This is a genomic window from Microvirga soli, from assembly GCF_016734765.1.
In the GTDB taxonomy this organism is placed as follows: Bacteria; Pseudomonadota; Alphaproteobacteria; order Rhizobiales; family Beijerinckiaceae; genus Microvirga; species Microvirga soli.
The window spans coordinates 24,750-40,107 of the sequence record NZ_JAERQE010000039.1; the positions used below are offsets into that span (position 1 = coordinate 24,750).

At 59.2% G+C, this 15,358-nt stretch carries 14 protein-coding genes and 1 pseudogene; 8 read left to right on the top strand and 7 right to left on the bottom strand.

All coding sequences use genetic code 11. From position 1 onward, the window contains the following. Positions 1–3 precede the first annotated feature (3 nt). Positions 4–897 (bottom strand): dihydrodipicolinate synthase family protein, encoded by an 894-nt coding sequence (locus JKL45_RS22925; RefSeq protein ID WP_312897021.1) that lies wholly within the window; start codon positions 895–897, stop codon positions 4–6. Between the two features lie 127 nt (positions 898–1,024). Between JKL45_RS22925 and JKL45_RS22930 the strand changes: the two genes are divergently transcribed. From JKL45_RS22930 to JKL45_RS22940, 3 genes are all read left to right on the top strand, one after another. After that, positions 1,025–2,074, top strand: coding sequence for a sialic acid TRAP transporter substrate-binding protein SiaP (locus JKL45_RS22930; protein ID WP_312897022.1), 1,050 nt, complete (start codon positions 1,025–1,027; stop codon positions 2,072–2,074). A gap of 193 nt (positions 2,075–2,267) precedes the next feature. Continuing rightward, a complete protein-coding gene (locus JKL45_RS22935; protein WP_201864070.1) occupies positions 2,268–2,717 on the top strand; it encodes a TRAP transporter small permease in 450 nt (149 codons plus the stop codon). Next, positions 2,714–4,009 carry a TRAP transporter large permease gene (locus JKL45_RS22940; RefSeq protein WP_201864071.1) on the top strand — a complete coding sequence of 432 codons (1,296 nt, stop codon included), beginning with the start codon at positions 2,714–2,716 and terminating at the stop codon, positions 4,007–4,009. Before JKL45_RS22935 ends, JKL45_RS22940 begins: the two co-directional genes overlap by 4 nt. Positions 4,010–4,048: 39 nt before the next feature. On the opposite strand, the gene JKL45_RS22945 is transcribed toward JKL45_RS22940, so the two are convergent. From JKL45_RS22945 to JKL45_RS22960, 4 genes are all read right to left on the bottom strand, one after another. Beyond that, complete coding sequence (locus JKL45_RS22945) at positions 4,049–4,879, bottom strand: amidohydrolase family protein (protein WP_201864072.1); 831 nt, start codon at positions 4,877–4,879, stop codon at positions 4,049–4,051. 123 nt (positions 4,880–5,002) lie between these two features. Next, the gene (locus tag JKL45_RS22950) at positions 5,003–5,944 is read right to left on the bottom strand and encodes an ABC transporter substrate-binding protein (protein ID WP_201864073.1); all 942 of its coding nucleotides are present in this window, start codon (positions 5,942–5,944) and stop codon (positions 5,003–5,005) included. A 116-nt stretch (positions 5,945–6,060) separates the two neighbouring features. Next, a complete protein-coding gene (locus JKL45_RS22955) occupies positions 6,061–7,056 on the bottom strand; it encodes an ABC transporter permease (protein WP_201864087.1) in 996 nt (331 codons plus the stop codon). A 5-nt stretch (positions 7,057–7,061) separates the two neighbouring features. After that, on the bottom strand, positions 7,062–8,630 hold the full coding sequence (locus JKL45_RS22960; RefSeq protein ID WP_246498840.1) for a sugar ABC transporter ATP-binding protein: 1,569 nt from the start codon (positions 8,628–8,630) through the stop codon (positions 7,062–7,064). Positions 8,631–9,114: 484 nt separating this feature from the next. Between JKL45_RS22960 and JKL45_RS22965 the strand changes: the two genes are divergently transcribed. From JKL45_RS22965 to JKL45_RS22975, 3 genes and pseudogenes are all read left to right on the top strand, one after another. Beyond that, positions 9,115–10,092 (top strand): aldo/keto reductase, encoded by a 978-nt coding sequence (locus tag JKL45_RS22965; RefSeq protein WP_201864074.1) that lies wholly within the window; start codon positions 9,115–9,117, stop codon positions 10,090–10,092. A 45-nt stretch (positions 10,093–10,137) separates the two neighbouring features. Beyond that, positions 10,138–10,599, top strand: a complete 462-nt coding sequence (locus JKL45_RS22970) for an RbsD/FucU family protein (RefSeq protein WP_201864075.1) — start codon at positions 10,138–10,140, stop codon at positions 10,597–10,599. 49 nt (positions 10,600–10,648) lie between these two features. After that, positions 10,649–11,455: pseudogene (locus tag JKL45_RS22975) on the top strand (IS481 family transposase); the annotation flags it as partial. A gap of 65 nt (positions 11,456–11,520) precedes the next feature. On the opposite strand, the gene JKL45_RS22980 reads toward JKL45_RS22975, so the two are convergent. Both JKL45_RS22980 and JKL45_RS22985 read right to left on the bottom strand, forming a co-directional pair. Next, positions 11,521–11,907, bottom strand: coding sequence for a response regulator (locus JKL45_RS22980; protein WP_201864076.1), 387 nt, complete (start codon positions 11,905–11,907; stop codon positions 11,521–11,523). 121 nt (positions 11,908–12,028) lie between these two features. Next, complete coding sequence (locus JKL45_RS22985) at positions 12,029–12,808, bottom strand: hypothetical protein (RefSeq protein WP_201864077.1); 780 nt, start codon at positions 12,806–12,808, stop codon at positions 12,029–12,031. Positions 12,809–12,933: 125 nt separating this feature from the next. Between JKL45_RS22985 and JKL45_RS22990 the strand changes: the two genes are divergently transcribed. Then, positions 12,934–13,803 carry a DUF6502 family protein gene (locus JKL45_RS22990; RefSeq protein ID WP_201864078.1) on the top strand — a complete coding sequence of 290 codons (870 nt, stop codon included), beginning with the start codon at positions 12,934–12,936 and terminating at the stop codon, positions 13,801–13,803. Further along, complete coding sequence (locus JKL45_RS22995; protein ID WP_201864080.1) at positions 13,800–15,089, top strand: DUF5666 domain-containing protein; 1,290 nt, start codon at positions 13,800–13,802, stop codon at positions 15,087–15,089. The genes JKL45_RS22990 and JKL45_RS22995 overlap by 4 nt, the downstream gene beginning before the upstream one ends. The last annotated feature ends 269 nt before the right edge of the window (positions 15,090–15,358 follow it).

Genomic DNA, 15,358 nt, shown 5'->3' on the forward strand with positions numbered 1-15,358 from the left:
TCGTTAAGCCTCCATTTTCGGGAAGAGATGATCATAGAACGAGCCGAGCCGGTCGGCATCCGCAGCTGATACCCGGAGGAACGGTGACCTGACGTTCAGCCAGGCTGCATCCTCGGTTCGGTGAGCGACGAGGGCTTTCACCGCAGGCGTGACCGGGTACTTCAGCACTTCATCGACAAGTCTATTGACTCGCTCATCCCCTTGTCCATCCATCGCCAACGGTCGGAGAGCCCCGGGACATACATTAGCGAGGCCGGAGATGGCTCCCTGGCCACCTCGTCGCACGCCTTCTGCAAGGTAGCGCTCATCGCCGATCAGGATTGCGAGGTCCTGGTGGCTGTCGAGGAGGCGCTGGGTGTATTCCCAGTCGCCTGACGAATCCTTCACGCCCATGACGATGCCAGGGAAGTGCTTCTTGAGCCGGCCGATCAGTTCAATCGAAAGCGAGATCTGCGTGACAGAGGGTATGTTATAGAGGATGACCCCGCGCGCAGCTGCACCCAGCTTCTCCAGAACAGAGGCAAACCAGGTGAAGAGCCCCTCATCGGTGACACCTTTGAAATAGAAAGGTGGGGTTAGCAAGAGGCCACGGCAGCCGAAATCCGACGCCATACGCCCCTGCATGAGGGCTTCGTGCACCGACGTAGCAGCGACGCAATACACAAGGTCATGCCCATCGATACCGGCACTGGCGAGTGCTCCCAACACCTGCTCTCTACCTGCCATTTCAACCGAGGCACCTTCACCTGTTGTGCCAAACAATGTTATGCTGTTGCACCCATTGGAAAGACACCACTTCGCATGCTCCGCTATCCGGGAGAGATCAAGGACCTCGTCTGAACCGAAAGGTGTCGTCATTGCTACGGAAAGGCCAAAGCGATCGGCAGACACAGTCACATCAAGCTTCCTTAGTCCCAATCCAGGCACAAAATAGTACCTGGAACACTGATCTAATGTCTGACATGTTAGTATGGTGTCAGATATTTACAAGCAGGGGATTGCCAGTGCAGGATAGGTTTTAAGGGTGAGTTCGATAACGCCCTGGAGCATTTATAAATTCGGGAGGACAACGATGTTCGCTTCATTCTCACGACGCCTGTTCATTGGGGCAGTCGCGACCGCTGCAATGGCAGGTCTACCCGCAGCCCAAGCCGCTGATCCAATCAAGCTCCGCATCTCGACACCCGCTGTAGAAGCCGATTGGCATGCCAAGATGCTTCCGGTGTTCAAACAGGAACTGGAGAAGTCCGCACCCGGCCAGTTCGATGTAGAAATCCACCTGAATGGCACCCTGTTTAAGCAGGGCACCGAACCTGCCGCCATGCAACGCGGCAACCTTGAGATGGCAATGATCTCGGCATTCGACATCTCCAAGCAGGTTCCGGAATGGTCCATCTTCACGGCCGGCTACCTGCTGCGGGATCCCGAGCATCAGACCAAAGTGTTCGGGAGCGATGTGGGCAAGGAGATGTACGGCCTGGTTGAAGACAAGATGGGCATCAAGATTCTTGATGTCGGTTACTTAGGAACCCGTCAGCTCAACCTGAGGACGGAAAAGGAGGTCAAGACCCCAGCCGATCTCGCAGGAGTGAAGTTGCGCATGCCCGGATCTGATACCTGGCTATTCCTCGGCAAGGCGCTCGGGGCCAACCCGCTGCCGGTTGCGTTCGGGGAGATCTATACGGCGCTGCAGACCGGCGCGATTGATGGCCAGGATAATCCGCTTCCCACAGTTCGCGCGGCGAAATTCTATGAAGTCACAAAGCAGATCGTACTCACGGATCATCTGGTAGACGCGATCTTTCTGTCCATGGCGGGTTCCACGTGGAAGAAGCTTGATGACACCCAGAAGACTGCTGTGACGAATGCAGCCAAGGCGGCAGTTCGGTTCAACAACGAAAACCGGATCAAGGAAGAGTCGGAACTGGCTGATTTCTTCAAGGCTCAGGGCCTGAAGGTATACAAGCCCAACGTCGAGACCTTCCGCACCCAGGTGCAAAAGACGTATCTGGAATCCGACCTGTCCAAGGCTTGGCCGAAGGGAATGGTCGATCGGGTCAACGCGATCAAGTAAGCGGATAGGTTCACTCTGCTTACAATGCTTCGGAAGCAGCGCAGCTTCCGAAGCATTCTCAAAGTCACTCGACCGCTCCCGTGAACGCGGCAGCCGAAGGCAAGTCGCGCTCTACCGGGTCACCCATTCGTGAGCTGCTATGCAATCCCTCCGCGCCCGCCTCTGCTACTTCGCCGAACTGGTTGCAGCGATCATGTTCGTGACCATGTTCGCTGCTTTCCTTCTCCAAGTCTTTACCCGTTACATCCTGAACGATCCAGTGGCTTGGACGCAAGAATTCGTACTGATTGCCTATATCTGGATTGTGTTCTGGTGTGCGGCGTTCTTGCTGCGGGAGCGGGAGCATATCACCTTTGACATGTTCTATTTGGCTCTTCCCCTCGCTGGGCGGCGTGTCCTCGCCATCGTTCTGACAGCGCTGACCGGAATTGCATTCATTGTGGCCCTCCCGGCGACGGTCGACTTCGTGACCTTCATGAAGATCGAGAAGAGCCCCGTCATTGGGCTTCGGTTTGACTTTTTGTATGCCATCTTTGTCGTGTTCGTGATTGCAGTGGCAATTAGCGCTGTGGTGCGTGTCTGGCGCCTTCTCAGCCGCTCATGGCAGGACGAACTTAGGACCAACGGAGACTTCGAACCATGAGCGCCGTCTTCATTCTCACGCTCATTGCGTTCTTTGGCCTCGCCCTGCTGGGGATGCCAGTCGCCTTCGCGATGTTCGTGGCGTCCATCGGTTACCTGATCGCCTCGGGTCGTGACGTCGGACTGTTCGGCGAGCAGATTCTCAACGGCCTCTACGATTCGTTTGTGCTGTTGGCAGTGCCGCTTTTCATCTTGGCAGCCAACATCATGAACGCCAGCGGTGTATCCGATCGCCTCTTTATGTTCTGTCAGGCGCTTGTGGGCCGTTTCAGAGGTGGCTTAGCGCAAGTTGATATTCTGGTCAGCATCATCTTCTCAGGGATGTCCGGATCGGCAATTGCCGACGCAGCCGGTCCCGGCAAGCTCGTTACTCAGATGATGATCAAGCAGGGACGCATCCCACCAGGGTTTGCGGCTTCCGTTGCCGCGTCCTCTGCAACCATCGGCCCGATTATTCCGCCATCGATCCCGATGGTGATCTACGCGGTCGTCTCCGACACGTCAGTCGGTTATCTGTTTCTTGGCGGAGTCATTCCAGGGTTGATCATGGGCTTGGCCCAGATGGGGCTGGTAGGATTTGTCGCCCGCAAACGGAACTTTCCGCGGGGTGAGGGTATCCCGCTGAGCGAACTTCCACGAACGACGTACCGGGCAGTTCCGGCGCTCCTCATGCCAGTGATCCTGCTCTACTGTATTTATGGTGGAGCGACGACGCCGACAGAAGCGGCGGCGATTGCGGCAGCCTATGCCCTTGTGCTCGCTGTTTTCTTCTACCGGGAGCTCTCATGGAAGGAGGGCTTCAAAGTCCTGGTGGAGTCCAGCAAGGCGACCAGCGTGGTGGCGCTTCTCATCGCCGGCGCCCTAATCTTCAACTATATCGTGGCTTCGGAGCGGCTCCCTGAGCAGGTTGGTCGCCTCCTTGATGGCCTTGATGTCTCTCCACTTGTCTTCCTGTTGCTCGTCAACCTGCTCTTCCTCGCGCTCGGTTGTCTATTTGATGCCACGACACTGCTGCTCGTCATCGTTCCGCTGTTCCTGCCAGCAGCGAGAGAGCTCGGTATTGATCTCGTTCATTTCGGTGTCGTCATCGTAGTCAACATCATGATCGGGCTCATCACGCCCCCCTACGGGGTGCTTCTGTTCGTCATGAGCGGACTGACAGGAATTCCGTTGCGTGACATCATCCGCGAGATCTGGGTCTTCATTGGGATCCTGGTTGCCGCTCTCCTGCTGATGATCTTTGTCCCGGAGGTTGTTCTCTGGCTGCCGCGGCATTTCGGTTATAGGGGCTAGATATGGGGACAGCCGGCAAACTGAAACGTCTTCTAGGCTTCAGCGCAAACCGTAGAAGCGCTGCGCCGTTCCGCCGAATAAGTCGCTCTTCTGATCCAATGATAGATGAACTGTGAGGTCCTGCGCCCACTGCCACCATTGAAGATAGGTACTGCGCAAGGTGCAAACTGGCCAGTCGCTGCCGAACATCAGGCGCTCTGGCCCAAAAAGAGTGAGAAGGGTCTGAGTGACGGGTTCGAGGGCAGCCTCTGAAGCCTGATCTTTGCACTCAGTCACAAGGCCTGAAAACTTGCAGTGCACATGGGGGATCTTGGCCAACTGCGCCAGATCCCTGTGCCAGGAACCCAAGTCAGCTCCGATCGGCGGCTTAGCACCATGGTCAATGACAACTTTCAGATCCGGGTGCCGCTCGATCAGCCGCAGGAGATTGGGAAGGTGTTGTGGAAGAACAAGGCCATCGAAGCGAAGGTCAAGATCGACAAGTGCTCGATAGACGGGAGTCAGTTCCGCCTTCAGCATCCAGTCGTCATCAGGGATGTCTTGCAGCATCGGGCGAATACCGCGCAGCAGCTTGTTGGACGCGAGGCGCTCCAACTCGTCTATGGCATCAGGGACAAGCATATCGATCCAGCCGACAACCCCTTTAACCTTCGGTTCGCTTTCGGCAATCGAAAGCAGATACCGGGTCTCCTCCAGGGTTGGTGCAGCCTGAACGAGTATTGCGTAGTCAATACCTGCCTGTTCCCAGGACGAACGGACGTCGTCTATCGTGAAGTCGCGATAGATGTAGGCAAGGTCGGGGGTGAGCCAGCCATAGTCGCCACGCGACAATCGCCAAACATGTATGTGGGAATCGATGTACGGGATCATCAACCGTGTGACCTCCGGAGCGCAGGTTCATAGACAAGATCGTGGAATTTTGGGGACTGAGGCTTACCCCTGCTTCACGACAGAGCAGAGGAGAGGGGCTGCGCCCTCTCCCGGCGGCAATTCCTAATCATAGAGAACGGCAGCAATCTTCGGGTCGCTCATGTTCGACTTGTCGTAGTAGAAGAAGCCGGTATCGATGACCTTCTCGAGTTTCTCACCCTTGAGGGCCTTCACAGCAGCTTCAACTGTCTTATAGCCGATCCCGACGGGATTTTGGGTGATGGCTCCTGCCATGAGACCGTCCTGGATCGCCTGCTTCTGCTGCTTTCCAGAATCGTAGCCGATGATAACAAGCTTACGGTTCATCTCCTTGGCGCCATTGACCACGCCGATGGCTGAGCCCTCGTTCGCCCCGAAGATGCCTTTGAGGCCAGGGTTTGCCTGAAGTATCGATTTCGTGATCTCGGTCGACTTTAAGTGGTCGCCGGAACCGTATTGAACGCTCACGATCTTGATTTTGGGGTGCTTTTCCTTGATCCGATTCACGAAACCATCACGTCGGTCGATGCCCGTACGGCTGGTCTGGTCATGCACCACGAGAGCGATGTCGCCCTCGCCGCCGATCAGCTCCGCCATCTTGTCAGCCGCCAGTGCCGCGGCCGCAAGATTGTTCGTGGTCGCCGTGGTCACCGGAATATCGCTGTCGACACCGGAATCGAAAGCCACGACTGGGATCTTGGCGGAGTGAGCCTTGCGCAGAAGGGGAATCGCCGCTTGGCTGTCAAGGGCTGCAAAGCCGATTGCCTTCGGGTTCTTGGCGAGAGCGGCCGATAGCATGTCGATCTGTTTGTCGACCATGGTTTCGCTATCCGGCCCCTCGAACGTGATGCGCACGTTATTGTCCTTGGCAGCCTGTTCAGCACCGGCCTTGACGGCCTGCCAGAACTGATGCTGAAAACCTTTCGACACGAGCGGTATATAGATTTCTTGGGCGGTTGCGGAGCCCGAAAGACCGATGAGCGTTCCGATGCCAATGGCACCAATGAGATGGCGTCTATTCCACATCTGTTCCTCCTGGTTGTCCTTCGTTGTTGAGCCTGCCAACCGGGGCAGGGATGCCATAGTTGGGTAATGTTGCGGTCCTGTCTGCTCCTTCATGATTGCGAGAGGTGGACAAACTATTAGCTCTTGCGGCGCAGGATATCTGCATAGACAGCCAGAATGATGATGATCCCCGTCACGACCGTCTGCCATTCCTGGGCAACCGAGAGGATGCGCAGTCCGTTCGTGAGCACGCTGATAATCAATGCGCCTATGATCGTTCCGAGAATGGTGCCGCGGCCTCCGCTCAGGGAGGTGCCACCGATGACCACGGCCGCGATGGCATCGAGCTCATACCCTTGCCCAAGTGCGGGCTGAGCCGAGTTGAGCCGCGAGGCGATGATAAGGCCAGCGATGCCGCAGATTCCGCCTGAGACGGTGTAAACGATAATCTTCCAGGAATCCGTATTCACGCCCGAGAGACGCACGGCCTCCTCGTTCGAGCCAAGGGCAAAGGTATAGCGCCCGAGAGCCGTGCTTGTGAGTATGAGACTTGAGACGATCGCAACGATGAACAGGATCAGCACGCCATTGGGTATTGGCAGGAAGGGCAGGACCGCTCCGATCAAGGACTCCTGCGAGATCATCGAGAAGTTCGGCGTATCGTTGAAGTAGATGGGCCTGGTCCCCGAGATCACCAGAGCAAGGCCCTTCAGCAGCATCATCATGCCGAGCGTTGCGATGAAGGGAGGTACTCTCATCTTGGCGATGATGGTGCCGGAAACCGAACCGCATAGAGCCCCTGCGGCGATGGCCGCAAGGATGCCTACGGGCATGGGCAGGCCCCAATAGGTTAGAACCACGCCAGCAATAACGGCGCAGAAAGTCATCAAGGTGCCGACAGACAGATCGATCCCGCCCGTGATGATAACGAATGTTGCGGCAACAGCGAGAACGCCGTTCACGGCGGTTGCCTGCAGGATTCCGATCAGATTGTCGCTCTGCAGAAAGTTCTCTGACGCGATGCTGAAAACAGCCAATAGGGCGATCAGGCTGGCGAAGGCCAAGATCTTCTGCCAGGTCCCCTGGCTCAGCACAGCGGGTCTGACGATGGTCTGGATGTCCTTTTCTACGATGGTCGTCACGTGGTTGATCCCCCAGTCGCCGACTTCAAGGTGTCTGCTGTCAAGCTATGGCGTTGCGTCGCGAGGCGCATGATGGCCTCCTGAGTCGCACCCTTGGCGGCAAGCTCGCCTGTGAGCCGCCCCTCGCACATCACGGCAATCCGATGGCTCATGCGCAGGATCTCGGGCAGTTCGGATGAGATCATCACGATAGCTCGACCTTGAGCCGCAAGGGTGTTCAGAAGTTTGTAGATCTCGTTCTTCGCGCCGATGTCGATACCGCGGGTCGGCTCGTCGAAGAACAGGATCTCGCAGTCTCGAGCCAGCCACTTGGCGATTACGATCTTCTGCTGGTTTCCACCTGATAGGAACCGCACCTCCTGTGCGTCCGAGGGCGTCTTGATCCGAAGCTGGCTGATATAGGAGCGCGCCGTGTCACGGATGGCCTGCGCTTTGAGAAAGATTTTCAGGGAAAGAAACTTGCTCAGGCACGGCATAACAATGTTCGCCGCGACATCCATGCCGGTCGCCAATCCGAAGCGTTTTCGGTCCTCCGAGAGATAGCCGATACCAAGCCGAACAGCGTCTTGGGGCGAGCGGATCGTTGCAGTCTTGCCTCTGACAATGATTTCTCCGCCATCCAGCGGATCGGCCCCGAAGATTGCTCGTGCAACCTCCGTGCGGCCCGCTCCCATCAAGCCCGCAAAACCAAGGATCTCTCCCTTGCGCAGCTTGAAGCTGACATCCTGAATGGCGTTGCTTCGGCGAAGATTGTGGACCTCAAGCACCACGTCATGGCTCGACAGGTCGGGAACATCAGTTTTCTTCTCGGTCAGGCTGCGACCGACCATCATGGAGATGATCGTGTCGATGCTCGTGGAAGCGGTTGGGACTGTGCCGACATACTCACCGTCGCGCATGACTGTGACGCGATCTGAGATTTCCTTCAGCTCGTCCATCTTGTGGGAGATGTAGACGATGCCCACGCCCTCGGCTTTGAGTTGCCGGATGATGCCGAACAGCTCTGCGATCTCCGTGCTGTTCAAGGCAGCTGTTGGCTCATCCATGATCAAGACCTTGGACCTGAATGACAGAGCCTTAGCAATTTCGACCATCTGCTGCTTAGCCACCGTGAGCACACCCACTTCGGCGCGAGGATCAAGCACCAGATGCATACGCGCGAAAATATCGGCAGCAGCCCGGTTGAGGGCCTCCTCGTCGAGCAGAAGTCCCATGGCGCGCTTCGGCTCACGACCGATGAAGATGTTCTGTGCGGCACTGAGTTCATTCATCAGGTTCAGCTCCTGGTGAATGATGCTGATGCCCAAGTCTTGGGCAGCTCGCGGTGATGCAATGTCGACGGGCTCGCCTTCGATAAGGATCTCACCGGCATCTTTCCGATAAATACCGGCAAGGATCTTCATCAAGGTCGATTTGCCGGCGCCATTCTCTCCCATCAAGGCATGGACTTCTCCCGAGAATAGTTCGAAGCGAGCTTTCTTGAGGGCTCTTACCCCCGGGAATGACTTGTCGAGATCCATGATCGTGACGAGCGGCGTCATGAGCAGCACCTCGATTGACGACATGCCATCGCTTGGAGCCGCTGCATGGGATGCGAACATGAGGTCGAGGCAGCACTCAAGGCGGCAATGTTCGTGAGACTGGGAGCGCCCGCTCGCCTCCCTGCGAAGGCACTCGGACGTTCTATATCCCAAAGTACTGCGGACGCTGACAGGATACTATCCTGTACCCGCATCTGCTCCTCCCGACCGCCCCTGTGACGGTCCGACATCCATGGAGCTATTCTGTGTAGCTCCTTTGGATGTCAGATCGGATTGAAAGCGCAATGGCGTTTCTTGAAAGGATGATATTCATGAACGTCTGAGGCAAGCAACTGGAAATGTAGCTCTGGAGAGGTGATTGACGGAGGCGTTGTGACATAGTTTCTATGGCTCGAACCTCTCTCCTCGTGGCTTTGCCCTTGCTGGCCGAAGTCCGGCGCCATAGGCTTGAACCTGTCCTCGGTAAAGCCGGATTGAAGCTGTCGAGCGATGTGAATGGAGTGCTCAGATGTCTACCACCCCGATTCAGAAGACCTTGCTCGAGCGCGCGAGTCTCGCGGTATCGAGGATCTGCTTCGGGACCTCCTCGCTAGGAGATATGCCTGGGACCTACGGCTATGACGTCAGTGAGGACAGAGCCCGAGCGACCGTGCGGGCTATCTTCTCCGGTCCGGTTAATTTTCTCGACACATCGCGCATCTATGGTTTCGGCCGGAGCGAGGAACGAATTGGCGACGTCATCCGCGAGCGCGGTGGATTGCCTGAGGGGTTTGTACTCTCGACCAAGCTGGATCGTGACCCGCAAACCAACCTCTTCGATGCTTCACAGGCACGGCGGTCCTTAGAGGAAAGTCTCAAGGCTCTTGGGCTCGACCGCATCCAGCTCCTTCATCTTCATGATCCGGAGCATGCCGCTTCGCTGGATGTGACCACGGGCGCGCAGGGAGCCCTTCCCGAGTTGTTCAAGATGAAGGAGGAGGGACTTGTAAACGCCGTTGGCCTTGCCGCAGGGTCGGTGGAGGTCATGATGCCGCTCCTGCGTGACTGGGACTTCGATGCGGTGATCACCCACAACCGCTTCACCCTGGCCAACCGAAATGCGGAGGCTATGATCAGCTACGCGCATTCGAAGGGGATCGCCGTTCTTAACGCTGCACCTTACGCAGGCGGCGTTCTGGCCAAGGGTTCTTATTCATACCCACGCTACGTCTACCAGGAGGCTTCTGAAGACGTACTGGACCCGATCCGCCGGATCGAGGCCATCTGCTCCAAGCACGGTGTTCCACCGGGCGCAGTGGCCCTGCAGTTCTCGATGCGAGACGAGCGGGTAACCTCGACAATCTGCGGTGTCAGCAAGCCGGAGCGGGTTGCGCAGACACTCGAATGGGCGCAATGGCTGATTCCTCAGGCTGTCTGGGACGAACTTGCATCTCTTTCCTACTCGGTCGACGATCCTGAGGCGAGCCGTCAGTACAATCCAGGATAGATCGCCTAGGCTCAATTCAGTCTTCTCAGCAAGGTCATTACCCAGATGATTGCCCGGCGCCAGAAAGTGCCGGATCATCTTGTACAAATGCTTCTTCACTCTATGGGACATGGCGACGAAATCGCTGTTGTCGACGGCAATTCTCCCGCAGCGGCCATAGCCCAGCGTCTCGTGAGGCTCGATGGATTGTCAGCAACAGACGTGACCAGTGCCGTTCTGTCGGTGATGCCTCTCGATCATTTCGCGCCAGAGGCGGCATGGCGCATGGAGGTCGTGGGCGACCGTCAGGCGGAAGAGCCAATCTTCGATGAATTCCGTGCCATCATTCCCCGTCACGAGGGCTTTAGTTTTCGCCTCGCTGCTTTTGAGCGATTTGCCTTCTACGATGGAGCCAAAGCTGCTTATGCAATCGTTTCGACGGGAGAGAACAGACTATATGGCAATAAAATCCTAAAAAGGTATAATCCGAAGCGACTGATGCTGATGGTGAGAACGCTAGGTGTTTGATCCCGGGGTTTGATGGTGCATTCTTATCGCCTGAATGGAGGGATGCTCTATGGGCCAGGTTCTCCACGGCAGCGCCACCACGACTGAGGCGGTCCGTCGCGCAATCCAGAATAGTCAAGAAAGCCTGAGAGCCCTGGCCACGCGCCACGGCATCAACCAGAAAACAGTCGCTAAATGGAAGAAGCGCACCTCGGTCGTTGACCTGCCCACCGGGCCCAAGAGCCCAAAGTCAACCATCCTGTCAGCCGATGAGGAGGCCGTGATCATCGCCTTCCGCCGGCACACGCTCCTGCCGCTGGATGACTGCCTCTATGCCCTCCAGCCCACGATCCCGCACCTGACGCGCTCGTCGCTGCATCGCTGCCTGCAACGTCACGGGATTGGGCGCTTGCCGGATGTGGAGGGCGAAAAGCCTGCCAAGAAGAAGTTCAAGAGTTACCCCATTGGCTTCTTCCACATCAACATTGCCGAAGTGCAGACCGCACAAGGCAAGCTCTACCTGTTTGTCGCTATTGATCGCACCAGCAAGTTCGCCTTTGCGCAGCTGGTCGAGAAGGCCAACCGGGTCACTGCCTCGACCTTCCTGGTCGCCCTGATCGCGGCCGTGCCCTACAAGATCCACACAGTGCTCACCGACAACGGCATCCAGTTCCGGCTGCCGCCGCGCTATGCTGATGGCCCGACCGCCCGCTACATCACGCACATGTTCGACATGCGCTGCCGCGAGAACGGCATCGAGCACCGCTTCACCAAAATCAATCATCCCTGGACGAATGGGCAGGTCGAGCGGATGAACCGCACCATCAAGGACGCAACGGTCAAGCGCTATCACTACGACAACCATGACCAGCTGCGGCTTAAATCGTCAGGCGTTCAGCGCCTCATAGGCGGATGGTTTCGACGTGGGTATGATGCATACGTCTATGAGATCGCCAACGCCTCACGCCGCTCGGCGGCGATGGTGTCGAACGCGTCGCTGAACGTCTCGTAAGAGAACGGCTTCAGGAGCACGGGCGCGTGCTGATAGGGCGCAGGAACGATGCTGGGATCGTAACCCGTCACGAAGATGAACGGGATGCTGCGGTGGTGCAGGATATCGGCCACGGGATAGACCGCGAGGCCCGCCATGTTGACGTCGAGGATGGCGAGGTCGAGATCATCTTCGAGCGCCAGAGCGATGGCCTGTTCGAAGGTGGCGGCAGGGCCGACGACCTGCCCGCCGCAATCGCATACCATGTCCTCGATCAGCATCGACACCAGGGTCTCGTCTTCGACGATGAGAACGCGGGGGCTGCGGAAGGTCTGCATGGGTGCTCCCCCAATGGTCTGGATGTGATGGATGGATCCCTGCATGTGAGCCCGACTGCGTTGGATGGATCGTGATGGATGATGCGTCCTGCCGCCGGTCGGCGGCAGGACGCTGTGCGTGTTAAGGCTGTGCCGCCTGGATCTCGCGGGCTTCCGCGACGATCTGATCGAACACCACGGATTCAGGATCGATGTCGAGCCCGAGCTTTTCGTTGAGTACCTTGACGGGCTCTTCCGGCACACCCTGCTTCGACAGCTGAGCCAAGGCCGTGGCGGCCGCTGTGATCTCCGCGTCGGTGATCTCGTCCTCGACGTCCGTGCCGAGGGTCAGCGCCTTCTCGTAGGTTGCGATCAGCCCAACCGTCGAGTTCGGCGCGGCGTTCAGCCGAGCGGTGGCCGAGGCATTCACCGCGTTCATGCGACTGAGCCTAGCGGTGTCGAGGCCGATGATCTTGGCGCTGGAGGCGGCCTTCTTCGCGTCGGAGGAGACTTTCGTCTCGGCCTCTCTGGCCTCGCGCCTGGCGTCGCGGGTGCTGCGCGCCTCCTCGGCCCTCGCTTGCCCCTTCGCTGCGGCGTCGCTGGGACTGGAGCTGCGGCCGCTACGCTCGCCGCCACGGGAATTCTCGCCGCCGCCGCCGCGTGACTCGCCACCAGACTTTCCGCCGGAGCCGCCATGGCCGCCAGAGTTGCCGCCACTGCCGCCACCACCGGAGTTGCCGCCGCCGTTTCCGCCACCATGGCCACCGCCGTTGTCGCCACCGTTTCCACTGCCATCGCCGCCTTTGGCCTGGGCCTGGGATTTTTCGAGCTTGAGCGAGGTCAGGTCGAGCGACAGGGGTTGCAGGCTGACGGCGAGGCCAAGAGCGAGCGCCGAAACAGTCAGGGCAAGACGTCGTATCATGAGGTTTCCTTCCAAAACATGTGAGCCTGTGAGGCCCCCTTGGCTTTATAAGTATGTGAGAAATTTTCCCACGTCAACGTTGATGTGGGATTGCTTCCCACGCTCGATCGGCCTACCTAGATTTTATGTCCGGCGATGCTCCCCGCTCTCTCAAACCAGCCAAGCTGCACGCGCCCCTCGCGCGCCTGCTGCGCCCCCTCGTGCGGCTCCTGATCCGCAGCGGCATCACGTTCCCCATGCTGGCGGAGCTGCTGCGCGAGCTTTATGTGAACGTCGCCGAGTACGACTTCGCCCTTCAGGGCAAGGAGCAGACGGACAGCCGCGTCAGCCTTCTGACCGGCATCCACCGCAAGGAAGTGCGCCGGCTGCGGGGCGCGGGCGCCCCGGTCAACACGGTGCCGGCGACGGTCTCGCAAACGAGCCGTATCCTGGCTCGCTGGCTTGCGGACCCGCGCTTCACCGGCCCCGACGGGCGCCCCCTGCCTCTCCCCCGCACGGCCGAGATGCCGCAACCGTCCTTCGAGCGCCTTGTCGCCTCAGTCACGCGCGACGTACGGCCCCGCGCGGTGCTGGACGAATGGCTCGACCGCAAGCTGGTCGTACTAGACGACGAGGATCGCGCCCTTCTGGCCGAGTCGGCTTATGTGCCGAGCGGCGGAGACGACCAGCAGCTCTATTATCTCGGACGCAACCTGCACGACCACATCGCCGCCGCAGTGGCGAATGTGGAAGCCGGATCACCGCCCTTCCTGGAAAGGGCCGTCCACTATGATGGGCTGACGAGGGAGATGGCCGAGCAATTGCAGCGGCGCTCCCGCGACGTGGCCATGGAAGCTCTCCACACGCTCAACCGTGAAGCCCACGCTGCCAGCGACCAGGCTCCCGCGGGGCAGTGGCGCTGGAATTTCGGCGTATACGTCTATTCCGAAGAGGTCGCGCCACCATCCGCTGCCGCGACATCCACCGACACCAACGACAAGGGAGCCAAGCCGTGAAGTACCACGCCGCTTCGCTCGCACGAACCCGTGCTGTCTTGCTCGTGGCGCTGGTTCTGCTTGTAGCCTCGCTGACCCTGGCGTGGGGCCAGAGCGGGCAGGACCGCGGCATCGGCGGCACCGGAGTCGTGGCCGATGATCAGGACGGCGACCGGGGCATTGGCGGCACCGGCATGATGGGCCGCATCCGCGGGTTCGGAAGCATCATCGTCAACGGCCAGCATGTGAACTACGCGCCCGACGTGCCGGTGCGGATCGACGGGCAGGCTCGTGCGGTGTCCGACCTGAAGATCGGCCAGGTGGTGCGGGTGGTTGCCGAAAACCGCAACGGCGTGCTGGTCACACGGCAGATCGATGTCACCAGCGAGGTCGTCGGCCCGATCGAGACAACGGGCAGGACGACCCTAACGGTGCTCGGCCAGACCGTCTCCACGCAGGCGCTGGCCACCGCAGGCCGGTGGCAGCTTGGAGACCGCGTGGCGGTGTTCGGCCTACGGCGGCCCGATGGCACGATCGTCGCAAGCTTGATCGAGCGACGGGATAGCGGGCCGGAGAGGATCGCCGGCCAAGTGACCCGATCGCGCAGCGGCGGCCTCGGAATCGGCACGTTGAAACTCACTGGCGTGGATCCTGCGCTCGTCGGTGCGCGGGCCGTATTCGAGGGAGCCTATGCCAACGGCACGCTTCAGGTGACAGGCACAGCCCGGGAGCGGGATCTCCTGGGAGCGAATGTCCAGCGGTTCTCCATCGAGGCCTATGTCGAGCGGACGCGAAACGGGCTGCGTCTCGGTTCGGGGCTCGAGGTGGCAGGCCGCCCCTCCTCGACCCTGCCGGTCGGGTCCTATGCGCCTGCGGTGGTGACCGTTGTAACCGATCAGAGAGGACGTCTCGGCATCGAGAATGTGTCCTTCGAAGGAAAGCCAACGTCATTGCGCGGATCACCCCAAGCGACAGAACATGAAGATTCGCGCAACACGCCGGCGGATGCACGGGGACGTGGACCTGGATCGCGCGATATGCATCCGGGATCCGGCTCGTCCCGCCAGAACTCTTCGTCCGACGGCGCCCGCGGGCGCGATGGCGAGGGCGGATTATCCGGCAATCAATCCGGCGGGAGCGGCAACAACGGCCAGGGCAATAGCAGCGGTGGCGGCAACCAGGGCGGCCGAGGCGGCGATCACGGCGGTGGACCTGGTGGCGGCTCCGGTGCGGGCGGTGGCGGCAACGGCAGCGGGAACGGAGGCGGCCATGGTGGAGGTGGTAATGGCGGCGGGGGCAAACGCTGAAAATCGTACCGGTTGTGCTGACTGGTCCTGACGAGCCACAGCCAATCCTGGGATGCGAAGCGCCCCGCGGTTTCGGCGTGCACCGCCGCGCGCGATGCGGACGAGGGCAGTCAGTGGTTCGCGCTCTATGAGAAGCTTGGGATCCGCGAGGAGGTGCTCCATCTCGACATCCGGGTCGAACCATAGTCGCCCTAGATGCCGTAATGGGCCTGCCGCTCACGGAGTAGCGAAGCAGGGTGGCTGTCCCTCAGAGTGATGTGTGTGGAAAC

Excerpts from the sequence above, each read along its gene's own strand:
- JKL45_RS22950 (WP_201864073.1), bottom strand. The coding sequence starts at position 5,944 with ATGTGGAATAGACGCCATCTCATTGGTGCCATTGGCATCGGAACGCTC.
- JKL45_RS22965 (WP_201864074.1), top strand. The coding sequence starts at position 9,115 with ATGTCTACCACCCCGATTCAGAAGACCTTGCTCGAGCGCGCGAGTCTC.
- JKL45_RS22960 (WP_246498840.1), bottom strand. The coding sequence starts at position 8,630 with ATGTCGTCAATCGAGGTGCTGCTCATGACGCCGCTCGTCACGATCATG.
- JKL45_RS22980 (WP_201864076.1), bottom strand. The coding sequence starts at position 11,907 with ATGCAGACCTTCCGCAGCCCCCGCGTTCTCATCGTCGAAGACGAGACC.
- JKL45_RS22970 (WP_201864075.1), top strand. The coding sequence starts at position 10,138 with ATGATTGCCCGGCGCCAGAAAGTGCCGGATCATCTTGTACAAATGCTT.
- JKL45_RS22945 (WP_201864072.1), bottom strand. The coding sequence starts at position 4,879 with ATGATCCCGTACATCGATTCCCACATACATGTTTGGCGATTGTCGCGT.
- JKL45_RS22985 (WP_201864077.1), bottom strand. The coding sequence starts at position 12,808 with ATGATACGACGTCTTGCCCTGACTGTTTCGGCGCTCGCTCTTGGCCTC.
- JKL45_RS22935 (WP_201864070.1), top strand. The coding sequence starts at position 2,268 with ATGTTCGTGACCATGTTCGCTGCTTTCCTTCTCCAAGTCTTTACCCGT.
- JKL45_RS22990 (WP_201864078.1), top strand. The coding sequence starts at position 12,934 with ATGTCCGGCGATGCTCCCCGCTCTCTCAAACCAGCCAAGCTGCACGCG.
- JKL45_RS22940 (WP_201864071.1), top strand. The coding sequence starts at position 2,714 with ATGAGCGCCGTCTTCATTCTCACGCTCATTGCGTTCTTTGGCCTCGCC.